At 70.2% G+C, this 17,965-nt stretch carries 13 protein-coding genes; 12 read left to right on the forward strand and 1 reads right to left on the reverse strand.

Annotation, left to right across the window (positions count from 1 at the left end):
* The first annotated feature begins 45 nt into the window (after positions 1-45).
* The 5 genes from IE160_RS00230 to IE160_RS00250 all read left to right on the forward strand — a co-directional run bounded on the left by IE160_RS00230 (position 46) and on the right by IE160_RS00250 (position 8,967).
* Positions 46-2,007: a M13 family metallopeptidase gene (locus IE160_RS00230; RefSeq protein ID WP_191151325.1), complete on the forward strand. Its 1,962-nt coding sequence runs from the start codon at positions 46-48 to the stop codon at positions 2,005-2,007.
* Positions 2,008-2,153: 146 nt separating this feature from the next.
* Positions 2,154-2,909 carry a serine hydrolase gene (locus IE160_RS00235; RefSeq protein WP_224744500.1) on the forward strand — a complete coding sequence of 252 codons (756 nt, stop codon included), beginning with the start codon at positions 2,154-2,156 and terminating at the stop codon, positions 2,907-2,909.
* A gap of 292 nt (positions 2,910-3,201) precedes the next feature.
* Complete coding sequence (locus tag IE160_RS00240; RefSeq protein ID WP_191151327.1) at positions 3,202-6,504, forward strand: hypothetical protein; 3,303 nt, start codon at positions 3,202-3,204, stop codon at positions 6,502-6,504.
* A gap of 174 nt (positions 6,505-6,678) precedes the next feature.
* Positions 6,679-8,469, forward strand: coding sequence for a hypothetical protein (locus IE160_RS00245; RefSeq protein ID WP_191151328.1), 1,791 nt, complete (start codon positions 6,679-6,681; stop codon positions 8,467-8,469).
* A 90-nt stretch (positions 8,470-8,559) separates the two neighbouring features.
* Complete coding sequence (locus tag IE160_RS00250) at positions 8,560-8,967, forward strand: pilus assembly protein CpaE (RefSeq protein WP_179872868.1); 408 nt, start codon at positions 8,560-8,562, stop codon at positions 8,965-8,967.
* On the opposite strand, the gene IE160_RS00255 is transcribed toward IE160_RS00250, so the two are convergent.
* A complete protein-coding gene (locus IE160_RS00255) occupies positions 8,908-10,200 on the reverse strand; it encodes a glutamyl-tRNA reductase (protein WP_179872869.1) in 1,293 nt (430 codons plus the stop codon). The genes IE160_RS00250 and IE160_RS00255 overlap by 60 nt on opposite strands.
* Positions 10,201-10,313: 113 nt before the next feature.
* Here IE160_RS00255 and hemE point away from each other — a divergent pair, with 113 nt between their 5' ends.
* Genes hemE through IE160_RS00290 form a run of 7 tightly spaced genes read left to right on the forward strand, consistent with a single transcriptional unit; the run spans position 10,314 to position 17,947 of the window.
* The gene (gene hemE / locus IE160_RS00260) at positions 10,314-11,384 is read left to right on the forward strand and encodes a uroporphyrinogen decarboxylase (protein ID WP_191151329.1); all 1,071 of its coding nucleotides are present in this window, start codon (positions 10,314-10,316) and stop codon (positions 11,382-11,384) included.
* Positions 11,377-12,687 (forward strand): protoporphyrinogen/coproporphyrinogen oxidase, encoded by a 1,311-nt coding sequence (locus IE160_RS00265; protein WP_191151330.1) that lies wholly within the window; start codon positions 11,377-11,379, stop codon positions 12,685-12,687. Before hemE ends, IE160_RS00265 begins: the two co-directional genes overlap by 8 nt.
* Complete coding sequence (hemQ, locus tag IE160_RS00270; protein ID WP_179872872.1) at positions 12,684-13,349, forward strand: hydrogen peroxide-dependent heme synthase; 666 nt, start codon at positions 12,684-12,686, stop codon at positions 13,347-13,349. The genes IE160_RS00265 and hemQ overlap by 4 nt, the downstream gene beginning before the upstream one ends.
* Entirely contained in the window at positions 13,346-14,626 is a 1,281-nt protein-coding gene (locus IE160_RS00275) for a ferrochelatase (RefSeq protein ID WP_191151331.1), read from the forward strand. Before hemQ ends, IE160_RS00275 begins: the two co-directional genes overlap by 4 nt.
* Positions 14,623-15,603: a hydroxymethylbilane synthase gene (hemC, locus tag IE160_RS00280; RefSeq protein WP_191151332.1), complete on the forward strand. Its 981-nt coding sequence runs from the start codon at positions 14,623-14,625 to the stop codon at positions 15,601-15,603. Before IE160_RS00275 ends, hemC begins: the two co-directional genes overlap by 4 nt.
* Positions 15,600-16,586, forward strand: coding sequence for a porphobilinogen synthase (gene hemB / locus IE160_RS00285; RefSeq protein ID WP_191151333.1), 987 nt, complete (start codon positions 15,600-15,602; stop codon positions 16,584-16,586). The genes hemC and hemB overlap by 4 nt, the downstream gene beginning before the upstream one ends.
* A complete protein-coding gene (locus tag IE160_RS00290; protein WP_191151334.1) occupies positions 16,583-17,947 on the forward strand; it encodes a glutamate-1-semialdehyde 2,1-aminomutase in 1,365 nt (454 codons plus the stop codon). Before hemB ends, IE160_RS00290 begins: the two co-directional genes overlap by 4 nt.
* The last annotated feature ends 18 nt before the right edge of the window (positions 17,948-17,965 follow it).

A 17,965-nucleotide genomic window follows, 5' to 3' on the forward strand; every position in this document is an offset into this window, starting at 1 on the left:
ATTCGTCATGGTCTGCCAAGGCGAGCGCGACTACGCTCAATCCTCGTGACTGACGCCTCCGCCAGCGGCATCGACCGCGCAGAACTCGACCCAGACATCCGACCGCAGGACGACCTGTTCCGTCACGTGAACGGGCTGTGGCAGGCGCGCACGCCCATTCCCGCCGACAAGGCCCGCTACGGCTCGTTCATGATCCTCGCGGAGGAGGCGGAGAAGGCGGTGCGCACGATCATCGAGGAGGCGCAGCTCGCCGAGCCCGGCACTCCCGAACGCAAGGTCGGCGATCTGTTCTCGAGCTTCATGGACGAGGAGCGCATCGAGGCGCTCGGCGCCGCCCCGCTGGAGCCTCTGCTCGCGCAGGTCGATGCGGTGGCCGATCTCGAGGGCCTTCTCACGACGACGGGGCGCCTCGAGCGTGAGGGCGCCCGAGGCTTCGTGCAGCTGTTCGTCGACACCGATCCGGGAGACCCCGAGCGCTACATCGTGCTCGTCGAGCAGGGCGGGCTGGGGCTGCCCGATGAGTCCTACTACCGCGTCGACGCGCACGAGGCGACGCGCACCGCCTACCTCGCGCACATCGAGAGGATGCTCGCGCTCGCGGGCCTCGACGACGCGGCCGCCCGTGCCGAGCGCGTCATGTCGCTCGAGACCGCGCTCGCTGGCCACCACTGGGACAACGTGCGCAACCGCGACGCTCAGGCGACCTACAACCTGCGCACGTGGGCCGAGTGGTCGGGCGCGGCAGAGGGAGTCGAGCTCGACGCGTGGCGCGAGGGTTACGGGATTCCGGCGACGGCGCTCGCCGAGGTCGTCGTGCGCCAGCCCGACTACACCCCCGGCCTCGCGGCCGAGCTGACCGGGCGCCCGCTCGAGCAGTGGCAGGACTGGCTGCGCTGGTCGATCGTGCGGTCCTTCGCCCCCTACCTCTCGGCGGCGTTCGTCGCGGCGAACTTCGACTTCTACGGCCGCACCCTCACGGGAGCGCAGGAGCAGCGGGCGCGCTGGAAGCGCGGCGTCGGCCTCGTCGAAGGAGCGATGGGCGAGGCGGTCGGCGCCGCCTATGTCGAGCGGCACTTCCGCCCCGAGGCGAAGCAGGAGATGGACGCCCTCGTGGCGACGCTCGTGGAGGCCTATCGGCAGAGCATCACGACTCTCGAGTGGATGACCCCGGCCACGCGCGAGAAGGCTCTCGAGAAGCTCGAGCGCTTCACCCCCAAGATCGGCTACCCCGTGCGCTGGCGTGACTACGGCTCGTTGGAGATCTCACCGGACGATCTGCTCGCGAACGTGCGTGCGGCGGGCGAGTTCGAGTTCCAGCGCGAGCTCGGCAAGGTGGGCAAGCCCATCGACCGTGACGAATGGTTCATGACCCCGCAGACCGTCAACGCGTACTACAACCCCGGCATGAACGAGATCGTCTTCCCCGCTGCCATCCTGCAGTACCCCTTCTTCGACGCCGATCGGGATGCTGCGGCCAACTTCGGCGCGATCGGCGCGGTCATCGGGCATGAGATCGGGCACGGTTTCGACGACCAGGGCTCGCGCTATGACGGGGACGGCCGCCTGCTCGACTGGTGGACGGAGGAGGATCGCGCCGCCTTCGAGAAGCGCACCGCATCCCTCATCGGTCAGTACGACGCACTCGAACCGCGCGAGACCCCCGGTCACCACGTGAACGGCGCCCTCACGATCGGCGAGAACATCGGCGACCTCGGCGGTCTCGGCATCGCGTGGAAGGCCTACCTGCTGTGGCTCGACGGTGCGAAGCCCCCGGTGATCGACGGGCTCACGGCAGCTCAGCGATTCTTCCTCTCCTGGGCCCAGGCGTGGCAGATCGCCATCCGGCCGGAGGAGGCACTGCGCCTGCTCTCCATCGACCCGCACTCTCCGAACGAGTTCCGCTGCAACCAGATCGTGCGCAACATCGACGCCTTCTACGACGCGTTCGATGTCACCACCGCGGATGCTCTGTGGCTCGCCCCCGAGGAGCGCGTGACCATTTGGTAGATCTGCCCCTGACGCGCACGCCGGGAGCCCACGCGGGCTCCCCTCCGGCGGCGCGCCACCGGGCGGATCAGCGGGAGCCGGGGTTCCGAGCGTCGTACCGCGCCCTCGGGGCCGTCGCTCTCGAAGGTGCGAGGGTCTCGGTTGCCGTGAGCGATCTCGCGACAGGCGGGAGCGTCTTCGCCGTCGACGAGCGCATCGTGCTCCCCACCGCCTCCGTCGGCAAGATCCTGCTGCTCATCGAGGTGAGCGCGCGCCTCACGGAGCGCTCGGTCTCGGACTTCGCGATCATCGACCGCGTCGACGGCGACGCGGTGGCAGACAGCGGGCTCTGGCGGCACCTGCAGGCGCCAGCCTTCCCGCTCGGCGATCTGGCGGCGCTCGTGGGGGCGACGAGCGACAATCTCGCGACGAACGCGCTGCTGCGCCAGATCGGCCTGCCGGCGGTGCGCGCGCGCTCGGAGAAGCTCGGGCTCGCCCGCACAGCCCTGTTGGATCGAGTGCGCGACGAACGCGGGCCCGACCATGCTCCGCAGCTCTCGGTGGGGTCGACCGCCGAACTCGCGTGGCTCTTCCACGCCCTCGCCCACGGACACATCGTCGACGAGGAGACGAGCCAGCGCGTGCTCGGGTGGCTCTCGCTGAATGGCGACCTCTCGCTCGTCGCGGGGTCCTTCGGGCGAGACCCGCTGGCGCACCGAGGCGTCGAGCACAACACCTGGATGGTCAACAAGACCGGTACGGACGCCGGCGTGCGATCGGAAGCGGGCGTACTGCGAGGGCCGCGCGCCGGAGTCTCCTACGCGGTGTCCGTGCACTTCGAGGACACCGACCTGGGTCGGCGACTGCGCGTGATCGACGCCCTGCGCACCTTCGGGCTCGACCTGCTCGAGTACGTGCACTGAGGTTTCATCATGCCTCTCCCCAGTCCTGGGGTAGACAAGTCGGTTCAGGCTGTCCCCCAAAGGGCGGACCGAGTAGTCTCCTATCGGCCTCGAACTGCGCCTACCCGACGTTGACGCAGGGTCGAGCCTGAACCCGAACACCCGAACCCGAATACCCGACGTCGACCACTCGCGTCGGCGCTGATGATCTCCCCGGATCGCGGCGCCCATGTCGAGAGCGGCCGGACCCCGAAGCACCCTGCGCTGCGTACCCCCGCGGCGTGAGGCTCCAACCCCCCAGGAGCGCACCACCATGTCTCGTAAAGCAACCCGTCGTGCCGAACGCGCCACTTCTCTGCGTCGGCGCATCCTCGCCGGAGCCACCACGGTCATCGTCGGCCTCGGCCTCGCGGTGGGCGGCGTCATGCCCGCGATGGCCACACCCCCGAGCGCCTCGTTGCCCTCGCCCGAGTCGGGCACCCCGACGGGACAGACGACCTACCAGCAGGGCGGTCTGGTGTGCGACTCGAGCCTCATCGGCTTCACGAAGCCAGGGGAGCTCGATAGCCCCAACCTCGACAGCGACGGCACCTACACGGCGACCTGGGGCTCACTCACCTGGGAGGCCGACACCCGCACTGTCTCCTGGACCGTCGAGGACGGCTGGGATGTCGACGTGTGCGTCAAGGGCGGCACGTACCTCACAACGATCGACACGAGCGAATTTGACGGCTCGAGCTACGTGCACACATACGCGGGACTCTCGCACGCGGGTTTCCGCGCGACGCAGCTGCCCGACGAGCCCGAGATGATCGTCGATTGCGTCGAGATCAGCTATGAGACCGGTCGCCCGCTGAATGGCGCAGACCACATCAACGTCGACGTCGTGTACAACGGCGTGCGCGGCCAGATCAACCTCGAGATCAACGCGAACCAGGCGCAGGACCCGACGAGCACATCCGGTTTCCACGCCTTCCTCAAGTTCGCCGACTCCTTCGGCATCGACGACGTCAAGGTGCCCATCTCGCAGGAGGAGCTCGACTCGGGTGTTCTGCGATTCGAGTACGGGCAGTACTTCACCGGCACCTGGACGATCGAGTGGGTGCAGTTCAACAGCACCTACTTCAACCAGGATCGCAACGAGCTCGAGTTCGTCACGTGCGGCGATCTGCCCACCGAGGAGCTCGTCGTGCCCACGGCCTCCATGCAGCAGCTGACGTGCGACACCGATGGCTCCTACACGCTCGGCGACGTCGAGGGCGTCGTCTGGTTCGTCTCGATCGACGGTGGCGAGTACGCCGAGACGCCGCACGGCACGTACCCCGTGACGAGCGCGCAGACCGTCGAGGTGCGCGCTGAAACCGCGAGCGACGACTACGGCTTCGCCGCGGAGACTCAGACTGAGTGGACGTTCGGGTTCCTGGAACCCACGGACTGCCCGCCGCCGCCGGAGTGCATCCCCGACGAGTACATCTCGTACACCTACGACGCGAGCACCAACTCGGGCGTCGTCACCGTCACCCAGCCCGCGGGTGACGACTACACCGACCAGCTGTGCGCACCGCTCTACGTGACGGCGGCTGCGTGGGCCTTCAACAGCCCCACGTCCTTGTGGACGCAGACTCTCGTGGACTCCGAGGAGATCAACGACGGTGTCGCGATCACGGAGGTCGGCGAGTACGAGTACGGCATTCCGGTCGACTGCGGCCAGGGCGACATCTACGCTTCGCGCACCGCCTTCCCGAACCCCTCCCCGCTGCTCAACGGGCCCAACCAGCCCGCATGGCCCGAGGGCGTGACGCCGTGGGACTTCGAAGAGCGCTTCTTGCACAACATGGGGTTCGACGGCCCGAATCCGACCTACACCTACACCGATCCCGGGTGCAACGCGGAGACCCCGATCGAGCCGACCGTGAGCTACATCGTCGAGTGCGGAACCTACGGCTCGATCGCTCTGCCTGATGACAACCCCTACGTCTCGTACACCGTCCGCAATGCGGATGGCGACATCGTCGACGTCGAGGCTGCTCGCGAGGGCGAGTTCACCGTCACCGCGCACGCCTCCTTCCCGTACATCCTGAAGGACTACCCCGAGGGCGGCTGGACCTACGACCTCGGCGAGTACGTCGAGTGCCCCGTGACACCCACGGCCACGCCGACCCCTGAGACCTGCCTCGACGGCAACGGCACGATCGTCTTCGGAGATGTCGACGGCATCGCCAGCTACTCCGTGGAGGGCATCGAAGGCACCTTCGCTCCCGGCGCGACGCTCACGGGCCTCTCGGCCGACACCTACACCGTGACCGCTGTGGCCGAGGACGGCCTCGAGCTCGCCACTGACTCCTCACCGTTCGACGTCGAGGTCACGTCCTCGACCGAGAACTGCGGCGTCGCGACTGCCTCAGTGGACACCACCGACCCGTCGTGCTTCAGCGGTGAGACGCTGGATGAGTCCGGATTCTCAGTCTCCGACGGTGTCACCTGGTCGGTCATCGACGACGGGGCGACAAGCGGCGCCTTCGAGGTACTGTTCACGGCTCCCGAGGGCAGCCTGTTCAGCAACGGGACGCGGACCCTCATGGCCACCGGGGATCTTGCTCCGGCGCTCGGCGAGGACGAGTGCGTCCTGCCCGTGACGAATGCGTTCCTGGCCTTCACCGACGCCACGTGCCTCGAGTCGCAGGCACTCGACGTCGACGGCTTCCTGTTCGACTCCGAGCTCGCCTCGATCGACGAGACGACGGTGGAGGAGAACGGTGACTACACGGTCGTCTTCACGGCGGTCGGAGCCAACACGACGTTCGACCAGAGCCCCGACGTCGATGCGGAGGGCCGCGAGGTCTCGACGGACGGCAAGACGCTGACCTTCACGGGCACTCTCGAGGGTCCCAACGAGGAGCTGTGCGAGCAGCTGCCCGTCGTCGACCCGTTCGAGTACGTCGACACGTGCCTCACGGCGACCTACACGCTCTATTTCGTCGAGGGCCTCACCTACTGGGTGACGGTCAATGACGACGAGCCCTTCGAGGTCGCCTTCGGCGAGAACGAGGTGTCGAAGACGTTCGCCGCGAACCCGGGCGACTACGTCCTCGCGACGCCGGTCGCTAACCCCGGCTATGTGCTCGCCCCCGACCAGCCGGCACCGCTCGAGCGCACGTTCAACACCTACCCGGACGGCTGCCAGCTGCCCGAGCTCGCCAACTGGCCGGCAAGCGCGACGGCGACCGACGAGGTCTGCACGCCCTTCGGCGTGACGAGCGGATCGATCACCGTGCAGTTCTCGACCGGTCCGGAGGAGAACCCGAACCCGGTGCGTTACTACCTCGCCTACGGCACGGACGCTGAGCAGGAACTCACCGCGGAGACCACCACGCTGCCCGACGGTGACTACGTCGTGACAGCCGTGCTCACCGATCCGGAGGACAGCCTCAACGATTCCGGCAGCGACCCCGTGAGCTTCCCCCTCACGATCGGGGCCGCTGACGAGAGCGACTGCGACCTGCCGACGCTCGCGATCACCGGGGCGAGCAACGCCGTGACCGGAGTCGGTATCGGCGCGGTCATCATCATCCTCGCGGGGCTCGGCTTCGTGCTTCGACGCCAGCTCGTGGAATAGCCCCGCGACCACAGCGCAGCCCGGCGTGCCGGACCGACCCGAAAACGGTCTGTCGCGCCGGGTTGCATCACCCCCACAACTGAATATCCCAGCAGTACCCGCTACAACCCACCCGAACCTCACACGCCGTACCCGACGCGCGAGGCTCCTCCTCACCCTTCAGGAGCAAAGATCATGAGAACTCGACAGCGTATCCTCGCGGCTGCGACGGCCACAGTCGTCGCACTCGGCATGAGTCTCGGCGGCGCTGGCGCCGCCTTCGCCGACCACAATGGCGGTGGAGCCACGGTCGATGACCTGCCTACCGTGACCGGTGTCACCCTCACCGACGACAACGGCCTGACGTGCGACGGCGCGGGTTACACCAAGCCCGACGCGATGAACGCGCCCTCGGGCACCTACTCCGCCGATTGGGGATCGGTGTCCTGGAACGGCGCGAGCTTCACGTGGACACTCAACGCCCAGTACGACGTGGACTTCTGCGTCAAGGGCTCGACCCTGGTCGCGGGCGTCGATACGTCGGCGTTCGCCGGTACGACCTACGACTTCTCGGCGCAGACGGGGCACGACATCTCACACACGGGCTTCCGCATCGTGTCGACTCCGCAGCCGACGCCGGTCACCCCGAGCGCGACGGCGACGCAGTACAGCTGCGTCGATGAGGCCGTGGCGGGCGGATACATCACGGTCGACCTCACCGTGCCGGGAGTCACTTACTCGATCGAGGACGAGTCGGGCAACCCCGTGGCGTTCGACGGGACCACCGGTCGTACCGCCGCTCTACCCGCTGGCGACTACACCGTCGCCGGCGTCGATGCGGACTCCGGTGATCTGTACACCGCGACGCCACTCAACCAGAACGTGACGATCAACGAGTTCACCGAGGACTGCACTGACCTGCCGACGTTCCCCAACTGGCCGGCATCGGTGACCGTGACCGATGAGGCGTGCGTCGACTACACGGTGACCGACGGCGCGATCAACGTCGTGTTCCCGGAGGGCTCGGAGGAGAACCCGAACCCGATCCGGTACTTCATCGACTACGAGGGTGAGGACGAGCAGGAGCTCACCCAGGAGTCGACGGTGGTGCCGGCGGGCAGTTATGTCGTCACTGCTGTGGTCACCGACCTCAATGACAGCGTCAACGACAGCGGTACGAGCGCGGAGTTCCCGGTCACGGTCGAGGGCGTCGACGCGGCGGCGTGCACTGATCTGCCCTCCTACCCGAATTGGCCGGCATCGGTGACGGTGACGGATGAGCAGTGCGTGCAGTTCTCCGTGACCGACGGCGCGATCAACGTCGTGTTCCCGGAGGGCTCGGAGGAGAACCCGAACCCGATCCGGTACTTCATCGACTACGAGGGTGAGGACGAGCAGGAGCTCACCCAGGAGTCGACGGTGGTGCCGGCGGGCAGTTATGTCGTCACTGCTGTGGTCACCGACCTCAATGACAGCGTCAACGACAGCGGTACGAGCGCGGAGTTCGCGGTCACGGTCGAGGGCGTCGACGCTGAGGAGTGCGACTTCGACTTCCCGACCTTCCCGAACTGGCCCGCCTCGGTCTCCACCACGGACGAGGTCTGCGGACCCTTCGACGTCGTGAGCGGCTCGATCACGGTCACGTTCCCGGCCGGGTCGGTCGAGAACCCCACGCCGGTGCGCTACTTCATCGACTACGAGGGTGAGAACGAGCAGGAGCTCACTGAGGAGACAACTCAGGTTCCCGCTGGCAGCTATGTCGTGACCGCCGTCGTGACGGACCCGAACGACAGCGTCAACGACAGTGGCACGAGCGACGTCTTCGCGGTCGCCGTAGCCGGTCAGGACGCCGACGAGTGCGGTGAGCTCGAGACGCTGGCCTACACGGGAGCGAGCGACCTCACGGGTGCCTTCGGGCTCGCGGCACTGCTCATCACCCTCACCGGCATGGGCATGGTCGTCGCACGCCGTCGCGTGGAGGCCTAGGAACAACGCCTAGCAGTCACTGACGCACAGCACCACGAACCGGGTGTCGCCCTCCAGGCGGCACCCGGTTCGTGCTGTCACGCTAGAGGCATGATCAGCACCGGACTCGCGAGGAGACTGCGCGACGCTGGGCTCTCCTGGACGCCCCGGTCGGGCGACCGATTCCACATCGACCGGCACGAGCTCGACGCCGACGTCTTCACGGTGAGCGAGCTCACGATCGAGGCGCACGACTACCCCTCCGGCACCGTGCTCGGCTTCAACGGCACGACCGAGTGGGCGCTCGACTCCGTCGACCTCGGCGACACCCTGTGGCTCCCCCACGAGGATCAGTTGCGCGACCTGCTGCGAACGGCCTTCCGCTCGCTCGAGGTCGTCGACGATGGCTACCGCGTGACGATCCAGCTCGATGGCGAGCTCACCGAGTTCGAGAGCGTCTCAGCGCCCGAGGCCTACGGCCTCGCCCTGCTCGCCCTGCTCGAGGGACTCCGCCCCTGAGGGCCGCGGCGCGCTTCGGGAGCGCTCCGCGCCCACCTCGAGACCGAACAGCGTCTCGACCGCGTCGGCCACCGCCTCTGCCCGCCCGGCGGCCGCGTGGCGTCGCGCCATGATCGACGGGGTGTGGAGGAACACGCTCGTGAGGTGACGCAGGGCCTCCTCGACCCTCCCGTCGTCACCGCGCGCTCGTGCGCGGGCGATCTCGCCGTCGACGAGCTCGAGAACGTGCTGGCGCAGCGCCACGACGGCGGGCTGGACGGCAGCGTCGGACACGAACGAGTGAGCGGCGGCATCGACGACGCCCCGGGCATCCTCTTCGGCGGACCAGTGGACGAGCGGCGCGTGCACGCGGATCGTCTCAAGGTCGAGAAGCGTCACCCCCTCGAGCTCGCCGACTGCCGCATCGACGTTGCGGGGCAGGCCCAGATCGACGATGAAGCACCGGGCGTCCGCAGGTACGTCCTCCACCCCGATCGACAGGCGCGCCGTGCAGGTCACGACGACATCAGCCCAGATGAGGGAAGCGCCCAGGTCGTTGGTGGGATCGCTGGCCGTGCGGGCCGCGAAGACCTGCGCGCGGCCGCTCGGCGAGTACACGCGGATGCGATCGGCGCCGCGTTCGCGCAGTGCGGCGACCGTCGTCGCCGCGTACTGGCCGGTGCCGACGAGCAGCACGTTCACGCCGCCCCAGTCGGAGAGGCGGCTGCCCACGAGGTCGAGCGCGAGCCGGGCGAGAGACCGACCGGTGCGGCTCGCATCGCCCTTGGCCCGCGCCGCTCGTGCGGTGCGCGTCGCCTCCTGGAAGGCCCGGTCGAGCGTGGGAGTGGTGGTGCCCGCCTCGCGCGCGAGCTGCGCCGAGCGCTTCACCTGACCGGCGATCTCCTCCTCGCCGACGGCGACCGACTCGAGACCGGCGGCAACCGAGAACAAGTGGTGCACGGCGCCGGCGCCGTCGAGAAGCTCGGCGTTCTGCGCTACCGCGGCCTCCTCCACACCGGCGAGCGATTCGAGTGCACCGAGCACCGAGCGCTGCGCGAGCTCGCGCGCGAGAAGATCGGGCGCGTCCACATCCAGGTAGACCTCGAGCCGATTGCACGTCGCGATCGACACCGCGCCGCGAATCGCGGGGTGCGCATCGTGCACCGACCGAGAGAGTTCGGCGGCGTCGACCGCGAGTCGTTCGAGGAGCTCGAACGACGTGTTGCGGTGGTGAGCGGTGATGCAGAGGAGCACGAGGACCTATCCTACGGCGCGTGAGCCGACGAACCCTGACATTCCCCCAGGGGGTATTGCCGAGGGTGCCTCAGAACAGCGAGTTCACACTCCAGGCCGCCTATCCTGGTCGGGTGCCTCTGCGCCCCACCCACCCCCTCGTCGACGGTCGCACGACCGATTCCGCCCTCGTACGCGCCTACCGCGGCGACCGACCGGAGCAAACCCCCGTGTGGTTCATGCGGCAGGCCGGGCGATCCCTGCCCGAGTACCGTGAGCTGCGCGCGCGCGGCGACATGCTGCAGGCGTGCCTGACGCCCGAGCTCGCGAGCGAGATCACCCTGCAGCCCGTGCGGCGCCACGGCGTCGACGCCGGCATCTTCTTCAGCGACATCGTCGTGCCCGTGCTGCTTGCCGGAGTCGAGGTGAGCATCGTCGCGGGGCGGGGGCCGGTGCTCGAGCATCCTGTGCGATCGGCCGCCGATGTGCTCGCGCTGCGCCCCCTCGACCCCGCCGCGCTCGACCCCGTGCGCGAGGCCGTCGCCCTCACCGTCGAGCAGCTCGGCGCCACGCCGCTCATCGGCTTCGCCGGCGCCCCCTTCACGCTCGCCTCGTACCTCATCGAGGGCGGACCCTCGAAGGACCAGATCAGGGCTCGCGCACTCATGCACAGCGACCCGCACACGTGGGCGACGCTGCTCAACTGGTGCGCCGACGTCACCGGCATGTTCCTGCGCGCGCAGGTCGAGGCGGGCGCGAGCGCGGCGCAGCTCTTCGACTCGTGGGTCGGCTCGCTCTCGCGTGTCGACTACCAGCGCCGCGTCGCGCCGCACTCGAAGCGCGCCCTCGACCACCTGCGGGGGCTCGACGTGCCCCGCGTGCACTTCGGTCTTGGAACCGATCGCATCCTGCCGCAGATCGCGGCCCTCGGCGTCGACGCGATCGGTATCGACTGGCGGTTGCCGCTCGATGAGGCGAGCGCCGCCTTCGACCACGCGATGCCGCTGCAGGGCAACATCGACCCCGCCCTGCTCACTGCTCCCTGGAGTGTGCTCGCCGCGCACGCTGACGACGTGCTCGAGCGAGGCCGCCGCCCGCCCGCCCACGTGCTCAACCTCGGGCACGGCGTGCCCCCCGAGACCGACCCCGACACACTCACGCGCCTCGTCGCCCACGTGCACGGCGACCGACCCGAGCATGACTGACCCGAGCCCCAGCGAGCGCGCTCCCGTCGCGGGGGCGCCGCCCGCCGCGATCGTCGTCGGCGCGGGTGTCGCGGGCCTCGTCGCCGCTCGCGAGCTCGTGCTGCAGGGCTACACCGTGCGCGTTCTCGAGGCCGACGCGGTCGCCGGAGGCCAGGTGCGAGCCCACGAGGTCGCCGGCATCCGCCTCGATTCCGGCGCCGAATCGTTCGCGACGCGCGGTGGCATCGTGCGCGACTATCTCGCGAGACTCGACCTCGAGCACCGCATCGTGAGCCCGGACGACCGGGGGGCGTGGCTGCACAGCGCTGAAGACCGTGCGGCGCGGCTGCCCGCTGTGAGCCTCCTCGGCATCCCGTCCGCCCCGCTCGCGGCGGACGTCGTGAGCATCGTCGGGCGGCGCGATGCCTGGCGCGGGATGCTCGACACGGTGCTACCCGGGCCCGTCGGCGCGAAGTCCGCCACCGTCGGCGAGCTCGTGCGCCGCCGCATGGGTGACGGCATCCTCGAGAAGCTCGTCGCGCCCGTCGTCGAGGGCATCCACTCGCGGCACCCCGACGACCTCCCGCTCGGCGCCGTGCCCGGGCTCGCGCACCACCTCCTGCGAGAGAACTCGCTCGGCCGCGCCGTCGCCCGGCTGCGCATCGACGCCCCCGCGGGCAGTCTCGTCGCGGGCCTCGAGGGCGGCATGAGCGTGCTCGTGGAGGCGCTGCTCGCCGAACTCGACCGCTTCGGCGTGCCCGTGCACTACGGCACGCGAGTCGCCGAGGTGCACGACGATCGCGTCGTGCTCGCCACAGACGACCCGGATCACGACGGCGAGCAGCTCGAGGGGCGGGTCGTCGTCGCAGCACCCGGCCTCGTCGGCGCCGGGACGCGCACCGCGACCCACCTCGTGACGCTCGTCGTCGACGCTGATGCTCTCGGCGGCAGAGATGCTCTCGCCGAGGCGCCCCGCGGCACCGGCGTGCTCGTCGCCCGAGGCTCGAGCGTGCGCGCCCGAGCCCTCACGCACCTCACCGCGAAGTGGGAGTGGGTGCGCACAGCCGCCCACGGCCGTGAGGTGCTGCGCCTGAGCTACGAGCACGATGCGACCGTCGACCAGGCCCGCGAGGACGCGGGCAGACTGCTCGGCTTCGCTCTGCCCGCTGCGAGCGTCGTCGGCTCCACGGTGACCACGTGGCACCGGGCCGGCCGCATCGAGGCGAGCGGGAGCATCCCGATCGTCGGTGAGCAGGTCGCCGGAACCGGGCTCGCCGCCATCATCGACCACACCCAGCGCACCATGAAGGAGCTGCAGCCGTGAGCGACACCCTCGCCTACACCCTCTACGTCGTCCTGCGACGGGATGCCGCCCGCCCCGCGAGCGGCGGCGGCGTCGCGCACGCCGTGGCCGCCGTCACCGAACGAGGAGTGACGGTGCGCGGCGTCTACGACGTGAGCGGCCTGCGCGCCGACGCCGACATCATGCTGTGGCTGCACGGCGCCGACCCCGAGGCGCTGCAGTCGGCGGTGCGGACCCTGCGCCGCGCCGAGCTGCTGAGCGGGCTTCTGCCGACGTGGAACGCCATGGGGGTGCACGTGCAGGCCGAGTTCAGCCGCAGCCACGCGCCCGCCTTCATGCTCGGCAAGGAGCCCAAGACCTGGCTGTGCGTGTACCCGTTCGTGCGGTCGTACGAGTGGTACCTGCTGCCCGACGAGGAGCGGCGCGACATGCTCGCCGAGCACGGCCGCAAAGGCAGCGCCTTCACCGGCGTGCTCGCCAACACGGTCGCGAGCTTCGCTCTCGGCGACTACGAGTGGCTGCTCGGTCTCGAGAGCGACGAGCTGCTCGACCTCGTCGACATGATGCGCGACCTCCGTTACACGGAGGCTCGCCGGCACGTGCGTGAAGAAGTGCCGTTCTACACCGGCCGCAGGCTCGACGATGCCGAGCTCGACGCCCAGATCCTGGAGGTTCTGCGATGACGCTGAGTTCATCGAACATCTCGAACAACGGTCTCGGACCGGACGGCAAGGCCGTGGTGGTCGACCTGGCCGACGGCCACTACGAGGGCGAGCAGTTCGCGCGCGCCGCGACCGACACGGCGCAGGCCTTCGCCGTGCCCGGGCGCGTCGAGGCGCCCGTCGCCTACGACGCCGTGATCCTCGCCGGCTTCGGCGGCCCCGAGGGTCAGGACGACGTCATCCCGTTCCTGCGCAACGTCACGCGCGGGCGCGGCATCCCCGACGAGCGCCTCGAGGAGGTCGCGCACCACTACCGCCACTTCGGCGGGGTGAGCCCCATCAACGAGCAGAACCGCCAGCTGCAGGCGGCGCTGCAGGCCGAGGCTGATCGTCGGGGCCTGGGGCTGCCGATCTACTGGGGCAATCGCAACTGGGATCCCTATCTGCCCCAGGCCCTGCAGCAGGCCTTCGACGACGGCCACCGCACGATCCTCGGCCTCGCGACGAGCGCCTACAGCAGCTTCTCCAGCTGCCGCCAGTACCGCGAGGACTTCGCGAAGGCCCTCGACGCGACGGGCCTGTGGGGCCAGGTGCGCATCGACAAGGTGGCCCAGTTCTTCGATGCGCCCGGCTTCGTCGCCCCGTTCGTGACGGGCGTCGCGGATGCTCTGCGCGAGCTGCTCGCGGCCGGCACCGACCTCGCCGCGACGCGTGTGCTGTTCGCGACCCACAGCATCCCGACCACCGATGCCGAGCGCAGCGGCCCTCGAGATGTCGACTGGGGCGAGGGTGGCGCCTACGCGGCCCAGCACCTCGCCGTGAGCGAGGTCATCATGCAGCGGGCGCTCGCGACGCTCCGAGACGAGGGCGCCGACGTGCCCGAGGTCGAGTGGCAGCTCGTCTACCAGAGCCGGTCCGGCCCTCCCACGCAGCCCTGGCTCGAGCCCGACATCAACGACGCGATCGGCGAGCACGCTGCCGCGGGCGCGACGACGATCGTCATGGTGCCGGTCGGCTTCGTGAGCGACCACATGGAGGTCATGTGGGACCTCGACACGGAGGCGATGGAGACCTGCGAGGAGCACGGGGTGGCGGGCGTGCGCGTGCCGACTCCCGGCGTCGACCCCGTCTATGTGAGCGGGCTCGTCGACCTCATCGAGGAGCGCCTGCGGGGCACCCCCGCCGCGCAGCGCGTGCGGGAGACGACGCTCGGGCCCTGGTACGACGTGTGCCGGCCGGGCTGCTGCGAGAACGTGCGCGCGGGCTACAAGCCCGCCATCTCGGGGTTGCAGCCGTGACGGCCGCCCCACCGCCGACAGCCGACGCGGCGCCGATCAGGCTCGGCACTCGGGGCAGCGCCCTCGCGCTCGCGCAGTCGCAGCGCGTCGCCGACTCGATCGCGGCCCGCACGGGCCTCGACGTCGAGCTCGTGACGATCACGACGCATGGCGACACCTCGCCAGAGCCGCTCGCGAGCATGGGCGGCGCTGGCGTGTTCGTCACCGCCGTGCGCGAGGCGCTCCTGGCAGGGGAGTGCGACGTCGTCGTGCACTCGCTCAAGGATCTGCCGACCACCCCGCATGACGAGCTCGTCATCGGTGCGATGCCGAAGCGCGCGGATGCGCGGGACGCCGCGGTCGTCGGGGGCGGGGTTCCGCTCGCCGAGCTGGCGCCGGGCGCGCGAGTGGGCACGGGCTCACCGCGACGCCGCGCGCAACTGCGCCGCCGGTTCCCCGAGCTCGAGGTCGTCGAGCTGCGGGGCAACGTGGACACCCGGCTCGCGCGCGTCCTCGGCGACCGGGAGGGCGTGGCGGCCGACCTCGAGGCGGTCATCCTCGCCGCCGCGGGGCTCGAGCGTCTGGGCCGCGACGATGCCATCACCGAGCACCTGGGGATCGATGGCTGGCCGACCGCCCCGGGGCAGGGAGCCCTGGCGGTCGAGGTGCGTCGCGGCACGCGCGGCCCCCTCGCCTCCGCCCTGCAGAGCCTCGACCACGGCCCCACGCGCACGGCCGTGGACGCCGAGCGGGCCGTGCTGCGCCTGCTCGAGGCGGGCTGCTCGGCGCCTCTCGGCGCCCACGCCTTCCTCGATGACGGCATGCTCTTCCTCGCCGCACGCGTGTACTCGCCCGAGACGGGCGAGCAGGTCTCGAGCGCGCATGCGCTGTACGTCGCCGACACGCGCACTCCCGGGGAGGACGCCGCTGCGCTCGTCGTCGACGAGCTGCTGCGGCAGGGTGCGGCCGACCTCGCGCCTCTCGGCGGTGCGCGATGAGCGGCCTCGGCCCGCGCATCCGCCCCCGCCGTCTGCGTGCGACGCCCGCTCTGCGCCGCCTCGTCGGCGAGACGGAGGTGGCAGCCCGGCGCCTGGTGCTGCCCGTCTTCGTGCGGGAGGGCCTGAACGCCCCGCAGCCGATCGGCTCGATGCCGGGCGTCGAGCAGCACAGCCTCGACAGCGTGCGCGCGCTCGCCGCCCGCGCGGCCGAGGCTGGGCTCGGTGGGCTCATGCTCTTCGGCGTTCCCTCGACGCGCGACGCGACGGGAACGGGAGCGACCGACCCGGACGGCATCCTCAATGTGGCAACGCGCGCCATCGTCGCCGAGGTCGGCGACAGTCTCGTCGTGCAGACCGACCTGTGCCTCGACGAGTTCACCGACCACGGGCACTGCGGCGTGCTGGATGCTCAGGGCCGGGTCGACAACGATGCCACTCTCGAGCGCTACGCGGCCATGGCGATCGCGCAGGCCGAGGCGGGCAGCCAGCTGCTCGGCCTCAGCGGCATGATGGACGGCCAGACGCGCGTCGTCCGCGACGCGCTCGACGCCGCGGGATACTCCGACACCGCAACGCTCGCCTACTCCGCCAAGTTCGCCTCGGCGTTCTACGGGCCCTTCCGCGATGCGGTCGAGTCGGCGTTGCAGGGTGATCGCCGCACCTATCAGCTCGACCCGGGCAACGGCCGCGAGGGCGTGCGCGAAGCGGCGCTCGATATCGACGAGGGCGCCGACATCGTGATGGTCAAGCCCGCGCTGCCGTACCTGGACGTACTGCGCCGCGTTGCCGACACCTCTCCGGTGCCCGTGTGGGCCTACATGGTCTCGGGGGAGTACGCCATGATCGCCGCTGCAGCGCAGAACGGCTGGATCGACGGCGACCGCGCTCAGCTCGAGGCGCTCACCTCGCTGCGCCGGGCCGGCGCGGACGCGACCCTCAGCTACGCGGCGCTCGACCTCGCCGAGAAGGGACTCCTGTCATGACCCGCTTCGTCTCCGGGCGCACGTCGGCCACGAACGCCGAGGCCTTCGAGCGCGCCCTCGCCGTCTCGCCCGGGGGCGTCAACTCGCCCGTGCGCGCGTTCGGCTCGGTCGGCGGCACCCCGCGCTTCCTCGCGAGCGGCCGCGGCCCGTACGTGACCGACATCGAGGGCACTCAGTACGTCGACCTCGTGGGGCAGTGGGGTCCGGCGCTGCTGGGCCACGCGCATCCCGATGTCATCGCGGCCGCCCATGCCGCTGTCGATCACGGCCTCGGTTTCGGGGCCGTCTCGACGGGAGAGGTCGACCTCGCTGAGCTCGTGCTCGATCGCCTCACCCTGACCGCCGCGGACGGCACCGAGCGCCGCGGTATCGAGAAGCTGCGCCTCACCTCGACGGGCACCGAAGCGACCATGACCGCGATCCGCCTCGCGCGCGGGGCGACCGGTCGGCCGCTGCTCGTGAAGTTCGCCGGGCACTATCACGGGCACTCCGACGCGCTGCTGTCGGAGGCGGGCTCGGGCATCGCGACGCTCGGCATTCCCGGGTCGGCGGGCATCACCCCCGAGACGGCCGCGCAGACGATCGTGATCCCCTACAACGACGAGGCGGCGCTCGCCGAGGTCTTCGCGACGCACGGTGATCGCATCGCGGCCGTCATCACGGAGGCGGCCGCCGCGAACATGGGGGTCGTGCCCCCGAAGCCGGGCTTCAACCGGCTCCTCGCCGACACGGCGCATGCTCACGGCGCCCTGCTCATCAGCGATGAGGTCATGACCGGGTTCCGCGCGACGGCCGCGGGCTGGTGGGGCCTCGAGGAGCGCGAGGGCACACCGTACGATGCCGACCTCACGACGTTCGGCAAGATCATCGGCGGCGGTCTGCCGCTCGCGGGTCTCGGCGGTCGCGCCGAGGTGCTCGACCTTCTCGCTCCGCTCGGACCCGTCTACCAAGCAGGCACGCTGAGCGGCAATCCGGTCGCGGTGGCGACAGGCGCGGCGATGCTCGCGGGGGCCGACCCGGCCGTCTACGACCGGCTGACGAGCGCCGCGCGGCAGATCGGCGACGGCCTGTCGTCGGCTCTCGCCGCGGAGGGCGTCGTGCACACGGTGGCGTGGGCGGGCTCGCAGTTCTCGATCTTCTTCCGCGAGACGGCCCCGCAGAACTACGCGGAGGCCCAGGATCAGGAATCGTGGCGATACCCCGCCTTCTTCCACGGGATGCTCGACCACGGCGTCTCGTTGCCGCCGAGCGTCTTCGAGGCGTGGTTCGTCTCCGCCGCGCACGACGACGCGGCAGTCGCGCGCGTGCTCGAGGCGGCGGCCCCCGCTGCTCGGGCCGCCGCCTCGGCGTCGCGCGCGTGACCCGAGTCGGGCGACCAC

The sequence above is a fragment of the Chryseoglobus sp. 28M-23 genome (genome assembly GCF_014789785.1).
GTDB lineage: Bacteria > Actinomycetota > Actinomycetes > Actinomycetales > Microbacteriaceae > Microcella > Microcella indica.

Bases quoted from the DNA above. Each gene is read 5' to 3' on its own strand.
- IE160_RS00240 (WP_191151327.1), top strand. From the start codon at position 3,202: ATGTCTCGTAAAGCAACCCGTCGTGCCGAACGCGCCACTTCTCTGCGT.
- IE160_RS00245 (WP_191151328.1), top strand. From the start codon at position 6,679: ATGAGAACTCGACAGCGTATCCTCGCGGCTGCGACGGCCACAGTCGTC.
- hemB (WP_191151333.1), top strand. From the start codon at position 15,600: ATGAGCGGCCTCGGCCCGCGCATCCGCCCCCGCCGTCTGCGTGCGACG.
- IE160_RS00275 (WP_191151331.1), top strand. From the start codon at position 13,346: ATGACGCTGAGTTCATCGAACATCTCGAACAACGGTCTCGGACCGGAC.
- IE160_RS00290 (WP_191151334.1), top strand. From the start codon at position 16,583: ATGACCCGCTTCGTCTCCGGGCGCACGTCGGCCACGAACGCCGAGGCC.
- IE160_RS00265 (WP_191151330.1), top strand. From the start codon at position 11,377: ATGACTGACCCGAGCCCCAGCGAGCGCGCTCCCGTCGCGGGGGCGCCG.
- IE160_RS00250 (WP_179872868.1), top strand. From the start codon at position 8,560: ATGATCAGCACCGGACTCGCGAGGAGACTGCGCGACGCTGGGCTCTCC.